This is a genomic window from Bradyrhizobium sp. UFLA05-109 (assembly GCF_054185165.1).
The window spans coordinates 63541-74984 of record NZ_JBBIAR010000015.1 but is presented as its reverse complement, the minus strand read 5'-3'; the positions used below and the strand labels follow the sequence as shown (position 1 = coordinate 74984).

At 58.4% G+C, this 11444-nt stretch carries 8 protein-coding genes and 2 pseudogenes; 4 read left to right on the top strand and 6 right to left on the bottom strand.

Translation table 11 applies throughout. The annotated features are described in order from the left end of the window. The 3 genes from Q3C01_RS13510 to Q3C01_RS13500 form a co-directional block, all read right to left on the bottom strand. Entirely contained in the window at positions 1–261 is a 261-nt protein-coding gene (locus Q3C01_RS13510) for a hypothetical protein (RefSeq protein ID WP_458145811.1), read from the bottom strand. 45 nt (positions 262–306) lie between these two features. Further along, positions 307–1287 (bottom strand): alpha/beta hydrolase, encoded by a 981-nt coding sequence (locus Q3C01_RS13505; RefSeq protein ID WP_458145810.1) that lies wholly within the window; start codon positions 1285–1287, stop codon positions 307–309. A 167-nt stretch (positions 1288–1454) separates the two neighbouring features. Continuing rightward, positions 1455–4385, bottom strand: a complete 2931-nt coding sequence (locus tag Q3C01_RS13500; RefSeq protein WP_458145809.1) for an ATP-binding protein — start codon at positions 4383–4385, stop codon at positions 1455–1457. An 846-nt stretch (positions 4386–5231) separates the two neighbouring features. Between Q3C01_RS13500 and Q3C01_RS13495 the strand changes: the two genes are divergently transcribed. After that, positions 5232–5639, top strand: coding sequence for a cupin domain-containing protein (locus Q3C01_RS13495; RefSeq protein WP_458145808.1), 408 nt, complete (start codon positions 5232–5234; stop codon positions 5637–5639). 1389 nt (positions 5640–7028) lie between these two features. On the opposite strand, the gene Q3C01_RS13490 is transcribed toward Q3C01_RS13495, so the two are convergent. Then, positions 7029–7232 carry a hypothetical protein gene (locus tag Q3C01_RS13490; protein WP_458145807.1) on the bottom strand — a complete coding sequence of 68 codons (204 nt, stop codon included), beginning with the start codon at positions 7230–7232 and terminating at the stop codon, positions 7029–7031. A 1030-nt stretch (positions 7233–8262) separates the two neighbouring features. On the opposite strand from Q3C01_RS13490, the pseudogene Q3C01_RS13485 reads away from it, so the two are divergent. Together Q3C01_RS13485 and Q3C01_RS13480 are read left to right on the top strand one after the other, a co-directional pair. Then, positions 8263–8397: pseudogene (locus Q3C01_RS13485) on the top strand (Rho termination factor N-terminal domain-containing protein); the annotation flags it as partial. Positions 8398–8798: 401 nt separating this feature from the next. After that, positions 8799–8957 (top strand): annotated as a pseudogene (locus Q3C01_RS13480) (ATP-dependent DNA ligase); the annotation flags it as partial. A 182-nt stretch (positions 8958–9139) separates the two neighbouring features. Here the strand turns inward: Q3C01_RS13480 and Q3C01_RS13475 are convergent. Both Q3C01_RS13475 and Q3C01_RS13470 read right to left on the bottom strand, forming a co-directional pair. Further along, positions 9140–9490: a hypothetical protein gene (locus Q3C01_RS13475; RefSeq protein ID WP_458145806.1), complete on the bottom strand. Its 351-nt coding sequence runs from the start codon at positions 9488–9490 to the stop codon at positions 9140–9142. 580 nt (positions 9491–10070) lie between these two features. Further along, entirely contained in the window at positions 10071–10283 is a 213-nt protein-coding gene (locus Q3C01_RS13470; RefSeq protein WP_458145805.1) for a hypothetical protein, read from the bottom strand. A gap of 369 nt (positions 10284–10652) precedes the next feature. Between Q3C01_RS13470 and Q3C01_RS13465 the strand changes: the two genes are divergently transcribed. Continuing rightward, positions 10653–10856 (top strand): hypothetical protein, encoded by a 204-nt coding sequence (locus tag Q3C01_RS13465; RefSeq protein ID WP_458145804.1) that lies wholly within the window; start codon positions 10653–10655, stop codon positions 10854–10856. Positions 10857–11444: the final 588 nt, after the last annotated feature.

Here is an 11444-nt window from a genome sequence, read left to right as displayed (position 1 = left end):
TTAATTTGGGCGGTGGACCGGCGAGGTCTGCGCCGATGCCTCCAAGGTCCCCACGCTAACGACGGCCTGGGCGGCGCGTTGCGCGTCCGCAAGCACCCGCCTCATCGACGTGAGTGCTTCGTTCAAATCCGGATCAGCCCTCTCGAGCCAGCGCAGGCTAGCTCCGCAGTTGAGCAAGATGGCGCCGAGTGCCTCATTCAGCTCATTCGTCAGTTCACCCAGCGTCCGAACTTGCGGGGCGCGCGCGAGTTCGATCTGCATGTTTGCGTCTCCTGTGACGAGATTGCTGCGTTCGTGGCTACTCTCTCATTCGAGTATGGATCGAATAAAGGCGCTGGCCTGCGCAATGGCGCCCCGGGTCGCCGGCGTATCGGCCAGTGCGTTAAGCACTAAGAAATCGTGGATCGTGTCGTTGTATCTCGTTGAGGTGACACGGACCCCTGCACGAGCCAGTTTGCGTGCGTAACACTCACCTTCGTCGCGCAGCACGTCGTGCTCTGCGACAATGACGAGGGCATCGGGCAGGCCTGTCAGATCGTCAATTGAAGCATTAAGTGGCGCCGCGGTGATTTTCTTGCGCATGGCGACGTCCGGAAGATAGGCATTCCAGAACGACTCCATGGCCGGCTTGGTGAGCCAAGGTCCATTTGTGTAGGACGCGTAAGACCCGGTGTCGAACACCGAAGCGACAGCAGGATAGAACAATACCTGCAAATCGATTTTCGGGCCGCGGCGCTGTTTGGCCAGAAGCGTGACAGCTGCGGCCATATTGCCACCGACGCAGTCGCCGGCAATAGCCATGCGGGTAGGATCGATGGCCAGCTCCTCGCCGTGTTCCACGAGGTACCTGGTGACGGCATAGACTTGCTCGATCGCAACGGGATACTGGACCTCCGGCGCGCGATCGTAACCCACGAAAAACAGCGCAACATTTGCACCGACAGCGATTTCCCTGATCAGGCGGTCGTGTGTGTTCTCGTCACCGAAGACCCAGCCGCCGCCGTGCACGTATACCAGTGCAGGCAGTGCTTCAGTTGCGCCCTCTGGTCGTACGATGCGAAGCGGCACTGATCCGGTTGGGCCGCAGGAAATCACCAAGTCCTCTAGATGCACGGCCGGTTTGCCGATATCTCCCGACTGGATATCCTCCAGAAATTTTCTCGCATCCTCGGGAGACAACGCGCGCATCTTCGCTCGGTCGGTGATCGTATCGACAAATTGCTGCGTCGCCAGCTCGAGCAGCGCAGCATCGGCGACATCTAGTGACGCTTGCTTCGGATTCGGCATAGCGGCCTCTCGCTTCATTCATCATGAGCGCAGCCCGGGTCAAGCACCAAGGAAATGTTGTGAATTCTTGCGAATTCTCAGCAGGGGGCGTGAAGTTGGCCCGCGAACATCTTTGACTTTAGTAGTGTCGGAAGCCCTGAAAGGGAGCCGTTTCGGATAGTATCTAGCTAGCGATGCCTCGCGAGGTCACCCAGCAGCGTGTTTGCGGCTCTAAGATCGTCGGTTTGATGGCCTTCGCGGAACCGGCCAAAGACTGGCGAGATCAGCTCGTATGCCTCGCTGGTTCTCCCTTGATCCAGCCACAATCGTGCCAGGCTCGTTGCGGTGCGCAGCTCCCAAGCGAGGGCCTCTTGCGTTCGCGCTAAGTGTACCGACTCCAGGAAATCCCTCTCGGCCACGGCCGCGGCATTGTCACCTTCCTGCTGCAACACGACAGCGCCTTTGATCCGCAACAATTCCGGAGTGCACCAACGTTCTTCGCTTTGTCCATTTCGCTTGATCGCTTCATCGATAGTCGCCAGTGCTTGCGGCGCGTCACCTGCCGCCGCCAGACCCACCGCCAGTCTGCCCAGGAATGTCGTGAGATACTGGCCGAATCCGGCTCGACGCAGCTCTTCGACACCGGCGCGCAGCCGTTCCAAGCCAGGCGGGAGATGCCCACGCTTGACGTCCAATTCACCTTCAAAGCACCGGCCAAACGCATGCCAGATATCAAATGCTTCCCTCTCGGTCTGACGGAGCAACATCTTGATGTAATATTCCGCGGCCTCGAGGTCGCCCGTCACCAGTGCGATCGGGCACGCCGCATTGGCCAGCGCGTTGCAAAGCGACAGTGTATGATCAATCGCTAGGGCGTGCTCGATATTGGTTTCGACGCAGCTAAGCGCTTGCTCCGGGAATCCCTGCAACCATAGAACGCGCGCGAGCGTCATGCGCGCCGATACCTGTTGGTGGAATTGAAAACGGGCGGCGTGGGACCGCTGAACCGGCGCAACATAGCCGGCAAGCATTCGTTCCAAGTGTAATCTTGCCGCGGGCTGATCACCAAGGAAATGGAGCGCCACGCCGGTCAGTCGGTCTCCAATCAGGCGGTCATTCTTATCGGCGACGGTCTCGGCCAACTCGGAAAAGCGCTTTGCCATTGTCCGCGCCGCGCCGAATTTTCCTCTGTTGATCTGGGTCGCCCAAAGTCCCCACAGCGCACGCAACCGGTAATCCGTATCGTTCAGCGCTTCCGCGATCCCAGCAGTGGTTGCCCACGCGGCCCCCGTATCTCGGCCTGATCCGGCGGTATACATCTGCGACCAGGCGACTGCGGCGTAGAGGAGCATCCGACGCCGTTCATCGCTGATGCCGCTTTTTTCCAGTGTGGTTAGCGCCCGCTCGGCGCACGTGCGACATTCCTCCATCAGCGACATCTCGAACCACAACGGCTCGGCAGCGACTGTAAGGGCTATCCCGGCTTCAGCATCGCCGCTTGGCGAAAAAGCCCAGTCGAGAGCGCTGCGGAGATCATCGAGTTTCGCGGCGTATGTTGCGAGCCACTCGGCAGTAGGCCATGTCGCCCAATCCGATTGAGCACGCTCGAATTGCTCGCGAAAGTGTGACGCGTGTTGTCTCGCAAAGGCCTGCGCTTCGCCGTTTTCACTGAGCTTCTTCAGAGCGTACGCGCGAGCAGTATCGGTTAGCCGATAAAATACCGCGGCATCTCCCACATCTGCCACGACAAGCGATTTTTCGACAAGGTCGGCGACCGTTTCGTCCACCACCGCCGGAGCAATATCGGCACTTCCGGCTACGGCGATGGCCGCGTCCATCGTAAAGCGTCCAGCAAATATTCCCAATCGGCGCATGATGGCGCGTTCGGTTTCGGACAGCAATTCGTAACTCCAATCGAATGCTGCGCCGAGTGTTTGATGCCGCGGCAGCGCCGTCCGTCGACCGCGTGTCAGGAGTTGGAATCGATCATCGAGCCGACGGGCCACTCCGCGAACTCCGAAGGCGTCGACTCGGCCTGCAGCAAGCTCAATTGCCAGTGCAATGCCGTCGAGACGGCGGCAGATTTGTGCGACAAACTGGACATCTTCATCCTTGAACTCGTAACCGCCGGCATTTGCCGTTGCACGTTCGACAAAGAGTTGGACTGCTGGATAGGTATATGCTTCAGCGGCTGTCAGCGCTGCCGCGACGGGAGCGGTTTCCAGCGGTGGAAGACGCTGTACACGCTCATCTTGCGCACGCAAGGGTTCTCGACTTGTCGCAAGGACATGGACGCCCGGTACTGCTTTTAACAATTCTTCGGCCAAACCCGCGGCCGCCATCAGGACATGCTCGCAATTGTCCAGGACGATCAGGGTCTGTTTGTCCTTCAGAAAAGAAATCAGCGCGGGATAGGGATTCTCCGAGCGAACGGCGACGCCAAGCACTGATGCGAGCGCGCTGGGCACGAGCCCGGGATCCTTGAGAGGCGCAAGGTCGACAAATCGCGCTCCGCCTCGATAGGAGGGAAGCAGCTTGTCAGCCACCGCCAAAGCGACCGATGTCTTGCCGATTCCGGCCGGTCCAGTGATCGTAACGAACCGGCTTCGCTGCAAGCGGTTACCGACCATCGCGATGATATCGGCGCGACCAATCAGTCGGGTGGGCCGATCGAGGGGGGTACGTGCCTTATCGGTCTCTTTGATCTCGGCTTCGCCTGTGGATCGCGCAACTACCGCAACAAATCGATACCCGCGACCGGGCAAAGTGACGACATAGTTCTCGCCTGTGCCTCCGTCGGCGAGTACGCGCCTCAAGCCGGTGATCTGAGCTCGTAGGTTGGATTCATCGACCGTGACGTCCGACCAGGCCCGAGTCATAAGCGAATCTTTGTCGACAATCTCGCCGGCATGCTCAACCAAGGCATGCAGAAGCTCAAAGGCACGACTTCCGAGTGGAACCGGAGTATCTCGCTTAAGCAATAGTTGCCGCCGCGGAAAGAGGCGAAACGGGCCAAACGAGAAGGTCAGCTCGACCGGTGCATCTACGCGATTGTTCCCGTCACCCTCAGTCGCGGATGCAGAAGGATGGTTGAGGTCGCCCCTGCTGCTGGGTGCCATTTCGGCTTACCTCACCGAGGGCCTGGTAGGATCACTCGATACCCATATTAAGGTGAAAACCTCAGCGACAACATGGCTATTTGGGGCCCCGGAACACCGCGGCTAATCGTCGGCTAAGCGTAGTTGCGACCGGTGGGTTGCGCGTACCCTCGTCCGGGGGTGGCCCAAGCCGAATAGCGCCCAAGCCGCTGTGATGTCGGCCGTCGGCGGTAAACCGGGAGGCGTGCCGCACTTGCTTCGAACGCTGCTTTGACCCGATGCGGACAGGGCAGCAAGAGCCCTGCTCGAGAGTTCCAATCGTCTGCTGCTCCCGCCGGTAATACACGCTTCGAGTCCTGTTAAAGCAGACCGCGCCGATTATGCGTCGCCGGCAGTTCGACCGATGCGCTTCAGCGGCGATTACTAGGCTGCCATCGAAGCGCCAATCGGTGTTCTGATCATGAGGCACCAATCGATAGAGACATCCCCAGCACAACCCTAAATGCCGGGGCCTTTGGAGGTAGCTTGGCGTAATAGGGTGGACCAAGCGGATCAAGTAAGGCGGTAAAATACACTATCTCAGCGATCATCGCCGCCTCCGAACTACGAAGGCCCCTCAATCTCCTCAGCCGCTATTGGAGGGATACACCGACCCACCCCAGGTCGGTATCACATATGCGAATCCGATCTGGGAAATAACGGCAGGCTACGCTATGTTTACTCGTAGACAGACACCTTTCGCGAAACTCTGATTATCAGGCACACGGGAACGCTCGGCAAAGCGCGCTGCGGGCATGTTTTGAAGCGGCGGATGCATTTTAGCGGAGGTGACCAATGCCTGCGCCCACTGAAATTGGGAATTGGAGGATGGATCTCGCGCCATCACCGATTGAGCCATCCTGGATCATCGAAGGTAAGCCGGAAGTTCGCTCGCGCGTGCTGTTGACGAGCGCATGCAACACCGCCAAGACCATAATTTGGTCGTGCACGGAAAGTAAATTCAACTGGTACTACGATCTCGACGAGACCATCGTGATTCTCGAAGGATCAATCGTGCTTGAGAGTGAGGGCATGCCGCCGAGGCGCTATGGCGTGGGTGACGTGATATTTTTTCGCAGCGGTGCGCACGCTAGATGGCACGTCGAGGGCTATGTGAAGAAGCTCGCCTTCCTCCGCCTGAACACTCCGTTCCCGTTAGCCATTGCCATCCGCGCCATCAACAAGCTCAAGTCTTTAATCGCGCGGAACTCGCCCCGCGGCTTGCTCGCCGAATAAGACCGCACTTCCGCTATTGCCCCAGACCAAAGCACCAGTCGTCGTCACGTAGGCCGTTGGACAATAAAACGAGATGTTGTTTCGCGGATGCTAGATTACAGTAGCAAGCGACCTGACATTTTTTTCACATTCTAACCTACCGCGAAGCGCTAGAGTGGTTGGGTCCGAGCGCCGCAAGGTAGGAGTGTCTAAGCTTATCAGGCATTCGCCTGCTGCCGCCACGCGCCATCGGCGGCGGCTTGTGTTTCATTCCTAAAGAGGTGCAATATGCTGGCAACATATCGAACCCTTCGGTGGCTGGGCTTTTCACGCTGGGCGGCCACGCTAAAACTTCTGAAAATCTACTGTGTGACTTTCCAATCGCGAGTGTTCTAGACAATACAACGGCGCGGACCGCCTGAGTTCGGCGCCTCGGCGGCTGGTGGAAGTCGGACGTTACATCTGGCGTCTCACACTTTCGAGAAATCGTTGTTTCTCGCCAGGCGCGTAACCTTGGGAAGCTCCATAATACGGTTCATTGAAATTATTGTATGGTGCGGCCCGGTACTGGATCGGTGGCCGAGGTGGCGCGTAGGTCATACCCTGATTGGGACGAACATGAGCGTGCCGCCGGTGTGCGGGATGCGTCGTCGCCGCATTCGCAGAGCCACACAGGGTGACCAAAAGACTTAAGGTCAAAATAGAACGCATCGTTGGTTTTCCGATCGGCCACGCCGTCCCAACAAATAGCAGCTCCACGATTGGTCACACGTCTTCAGCCGAAGGCTGCGTCAAGCAATAACTTAGACACTGGCTAGGGGAGCCGAGGTTGATCCAAGTCAAAAGCGCGCCGGACCAATGGCCCGCAGCCGGACAGGAGCGGCGCCACCTGCCGTGTCGATGCCCAATCCAAGTCCGGTAACAGCCAGGTCCACCCTCTCCTGTCGGCGCAGACATCAAACCTGCATCCGAGACCGCGATAACCGCGCGAAGCCGATGGAAGAGGCACGCCAGTACTGGCCGGGCTAGTGCCTCCGCGAAGGCACCTCAGCGCCCCTTCACGGAGGTGATGAAGCTCCTCCGAACGTTTCGGTTCAGCGATGTTCTGCTTCGGAAATGGCTCTTGCGACTAGAAAGGCGTCAGGCCTGCTGGCCCATCTTCCATGAGCCCATCCCAGCTCAAGAAGAAAACCTATCCCAAGTTATAGCGGGAACCCCTTCGTGGTGCCGAAGTCGGGACCGCTTCGACCTCCAATCTTAGCCTGAGACGGTCTTGCTGCCGGATGTAAGCACGGAGCCGTTTCTGTTGTTGACCTCGCGCGGTTCATCAGGACGATCATGATGGGGGTAAGCTGCTCGGTCAGGCGCAGTGCACGCCAAAAACCCCTTCCATGCTTCAACGACGCTCAATCAGTTCACGCAGTGTATGGGCTCGGTGATCAACATGAAGAGCGTGCGAGTGCCGCATGTTAAAACTTCCTTGGTCTCTTTGGCGTCGTGCCCATGCCGACGCAACTCAGCGACCACTTGTTCTTGGCTGGCAAAATGCCGCTCGTCTTCTTCAAGATGACGCCCCGCCTCAGCAAGATACTGCAACAGCGAGGCTCGATCCATCTCACACCCTACCACGCAGCGAATTCCCAGTACGGCCGGCACGCTACGCTAATTTGCAATCTGCAAATCTATCACTCCATCGGCGTTAGGGAGCTCGCTTAACGACCAGGAGGCAGAAGTGCCCAGATCGCTGATCACGTTTGCCCTGATAGCGACGTTGCTAACGGCCCAGATCGCTCCGCCCGTGATTAACCAGGCCTGTGCCAATGCCGGTGGCGGCGGTGGAGCCGGTGCCAGCGGAGCAGGAGCTGGCGGCGGTGGAGCGGGGCATGGTGCCGGGACAGGAGTTGGTGCGGGAGTCGGCAGCGGTAGTGTGGGAGCCGCCGGCATCAGTGGTATTGGCGGTGGCAGTTATGGTGGGGGAAATCCTTATCCCGGTGCGTACCATTGGTCTTACCCGAACCGATTGGGCCACAGGAGCCACAAGGCTTGGTTTGGCGGTGGCGGATTTAGTTCGTCGGTCCCGTTCCAGCAACGCGCCGGCCAGGCTCGGTGGCATAGCCGGAAGTATGCCACGCTCGAGCGCGATTTTCGCAAGTTTCATAACGCTCAGCGAACAAACGACTTGCTCAAGTCGCGCGAAGTGATCCTGAAGGCGGTACCTGATCAGGACTCTGTGCAGCAGTTTGGCGCGCGAACGTCACTGGACTCTCGTGCCCGCGCAGATGATGATGCGACTGTCGGCAAGCCATCGGTAAATCGCACGCCGAATGGCATCGGGCGTCAAGCCGAACGAACGATCGGCACGGTAGACGGATTTTGGCACGAGCCGCCAAATCCCTCGGCGGATGCCGCTCAGGTTAGCCCGCCCCCCGTCATCGAACACGAGGACGCGCCAACAACGGGGCCACCCGTAAATCACACACTGGATGACCTCGAACGGACAGCCTTACAGACGATCGGCACGGCAGCCGGATTCTGGCACGGGCCGCTACATCCCCTGGCGGTATTGATCGGCATGATGGTGGTCGTAGCACTCGGCCTTATCGAGTTTCTGCTGCGACGCCCGGTCTTCGACTTTTCCTGGGATATTAGTAATTGTATAAACCTCAAATCCAAGACGCCGGCCGAGCTTATCTCATTTGCGGAAGAGAACGGGGTCGAGAATGCCAGCACCATGCCCAAGCAGGAGCTGCTGTTCGCCATCCTCAATCAGCTGCGAATGCCGAACCAAGTGGCAGCCGAGCCAAGCCCCGCATCTGGACAAGCCCTCGAAGCTGCTTTTTTGCTAGTCGCACTCGCGCTCACCACGGGTTGGCTTTACGCTCTCGGTGCAATGACGTACAACTTAGTAAGTTGGCTGTTCTCTTAGAAGAACGCTCGACTTACTTCGCAAACTCGACGAAGACTACCATAGCCAAATCCGCGAATTGATCACCAGCATCCCCGGGATCAAAAGGCAGTCGAGCGCGGATGGGTCGAGCTGCACGAGTCCGGCACATACGTCCGCCTCGTGAAGACAGAGGCCGCCAACTGAGGCGGCCTCTTGCTTTATTTCTTAGCTCGCAGCCTCGCCGGAACATGCGGCGTTGAGCCGACCATCTTCACGCTACCATCAGATGCGTGAAGCGCTATCCCTGGATCGCCGAGGCCGCGCCGAAAAACCGGCGGAAGCATTTCGTCATCGACGGGGAAGCTGTGATCCTTGGTGTCGACGGCATCTCCGACTTCAACGCCCTGCACTACCGCAAGCACGATGACGAAGTGCAGCTTTACGCGTTCGATGATCGGCTTACGGCATTCGCTGTCCTAGGCGTTGGTAGCGGTTCGCGCTCGCGACCGTGTTTTCCGTGATTTGGTAAGGCCAGTTAAGCCGGCGGCCTCTTCTGCGGCAGCCAGGCGGATGCATCACAGTCAATAGCGTCATCCCTGCGGTTCAGCCGTTTGCTGGTCGATGCTCCATTGCCCTACATCATGCTTCCGGGCATGAAGCATCGAACGTACGGACGACCATCTTCATGGTATGGCCAAACAACCGTTCGACCGAAACGATTGGGTACCGTGACAAGAGCCGCGTTCGGCACGTCAACCCACTCGTCATCCATAAAGACTTGATAGCGGCCGTCCCGGCTTCGCCAGTCAGTATCTCGCAAGGTGTTGCCGTCACTGAGTGCGCAGCAAGCTTCGCCCCCTTCGGACTTCAACCGCTCAAACCATTTGTGCATTTCCGGATCGGCTTGCGCATATTTGCCCCCGGGATCGCGAGCTATCCCCGGACTCGACGTCAACAGCACTGCCGATAGGACGATCGTCTGCAATCGGAATCTCAAAGGAAACTCATCCAAATTGTATCGGTACGAGAAAAAACCAATGATGCGCCAAAGCTAATAACATAACGCTTGCATCCAAAGCAGTCGGGAAAAAGTGGTAATCCCCCTGCGTTAATAACCTTCGGATAGTGAATTAACGCCGCGCGCCCTAGCTTAGCTTGTAGGATTTTCACCACTTTCTTTCTCGGTAGCATAGTACAAAGAGAACCCGCCCGAAGGCGGGTGATGCAATATAGTGCAATGCGTCTACTGCTAGTTGGGATCGCACGTCTGCGCGGCTCTCCTCTGTAAGCTATCTCTCGCTGAGCCTACGGTGAGCTGGCTAGGATCGGCCGAGGCCGCAACTACTCGCGACTTCGGGCGCCGTGTAAGAACTGCGATCTGATGCGGAGAAGCGGGCATTCCGGCCAACGTCAGGCTTGGCGTAGCCGAACTTTCCTCAACTTGGGACGCTTCCAACACTGCTACCTGGTAGCTGGGGTCCCTAAGCCGAGGGCGGCGCCATCAATGTCAACGAAGGCCGCTTCCGAGCGGAGGCGGCCTGAGAAGATCGAAGCCAAGCGACCGTTTACTTGTGTCCGTGCTCTTCGGTATGCGCCTTGCTGGCGTGCTCACCGTGTTCAAGTGCATGTGTGGCATGGCCATGCGCCGAATGAGCGTGATGCGCGGCCTTTTCGTGACTGCCTGATTCGTGATGCTTCGCCGCCTCCGCGTGGTGACGAGCCGCGTGAGTGTGATGTTCGGCTGCTTGTTTGTGATGTTCGGCTGCTTTTTTAGACATAATGATTTCTCCCTTAGAATAGACCGCGAAAGCGGTAGGCGGAGGGTGGTCGCTTGTTGCAACGCTGGCGTGACGACTCTCCGTAAAAAGGCAGATAAATCGAAAGCCGCGAGACAGGAACACTGCCACTGAGAAATTGTTTCTGAGCGGGTTTCGTTGGTTCCGTTGCCTCTCTATTTTTGAAGTGAGCGGACTCCGTCCTCCCTCCGACGAAATGCTCCACCGTTGTCATACACCCGCAATCAAACCGTCGTACATTATTGCGTTCCGGCCAATTGCTGGTCGAACGTAACGAGAAGACGCGCTTGCGATCCACACTACGCGGGGACCTTTTGAGCTGTGAATAGGTCAGTATCGGGTATTCGGCACATGGCGTACGACACACCGACAGTGCAGTTGCTCCGCACCATTCTCGATGAAGTACTCACGAGCCCAGCCCTCACTCGGCAGCAGCATCATTCTGCTGTGGAGGTCGCGGAGCGCATTCTGTGGCTCGCCTCGCAAGGGGAGCGAGAGCCGGCGGCGATTAAAGAGCATCTGCTGAACGAGTTTTTAGCCTGCGTAGCCGCGTGATTGTCTCGGCTACTGCCCCTAACCAGCACAACTTTATAGACGCACCCATTCCCCTCGTGGGCGCCGCGGCTCGTCAGTCCCAGCTCGGCCGAGACGATCTCTCCGCGGGTCCGCTCCTCTCAAGGAATGCCGCCGCATCCAATGACCATAGCGTGTGGTGTTCTCTGCCGCCGTTTCTCCAGAGTACTTGCCGGCATCTCCCGTCAGTGTGAACCGGCGGGCCGATATTCACTGCCTTCGGAGTGTCCCTGCGATGGACGGCGACGACTTGCGGAGCCTTCCGCTGTCACCTGCGCAAGACGAACCTGGAACGACAGCTCGCGCGCCGACCAGACGGCATCGCCGATGCGCCCTTCGAGCGCGGCGAGATCGGGCCAGACCTATTCCGAGCAGGCTGTCGCACGGGCCTGGAAGGCCTGGTCTCCAAGCATCGCGATCGACCGTACCGCGCGGCTGGCAAAAGTTCTGGATCAAGGTCAAGAACCGCAGCCACCCCGCTATGGAACGGGAGCTGTGACCGCGTGCGGCCATAAGCACCCTGCAGGGCCTCGCCATCGTTGCAACGCTCTGTCAAGCCGACGCTTGAAC

Excerpts from the sequence above, each read along its gene's own strand:
- Q3C01_RS13505 (WP_458145810.1), bottom strand. The coding sequence starts at position 1,287 with ATGCCGAATCCGAAGCAAGCGTCACTAGATGTCGCCGATGCTGCGCTG.
- Q3C01_RS13500 (WP_458145809.1), bottom strand. The coding sequence starts at position 4,385 with ATGGCACCCAGCAGCAGGGGCGACCTCAACCATCCTTCTGCATCCGCG.
- Q3C01_RS13490 (WP_458145807.1), bottom strand. The coding sequence starts at position 7,232 with ATGGATCGAGCCTCGCTGTTGCAGTATCTTGCTGAGGCGGGGCGTCAT.
- Q3C01_RS13495 (WP_458145808.1), top strand. The coding sequence starts at position 5,232 with ATGGATCTCGCGCCATCACCGATTGAGCCATCCTGGATCATCGAAGGT.
- Q3C01_RS13465 (WP_458145804.1), top strand. The coding sequence starts at position 10,653 with ATGGCGTACGACACACCGACAGTGCAGTTGCTCCGCACCATTCTCGAT.
- Q3C01_RS13470 (WP_458145805.1), bottom strand. The coding sequence starts at position 10,283 with ATGTCTAAAAAAGCAGCCGAACATCACAAACAAGCAGCCGAACATCAC.
- Q3C01_RS13510 (WP_458145811.1), bottom strand. The coding sequence starts at position 261 with ATGCAGATCGAACTCGCGCGCGCCCCGCAAGTTCGGACGCTGGGTGAA.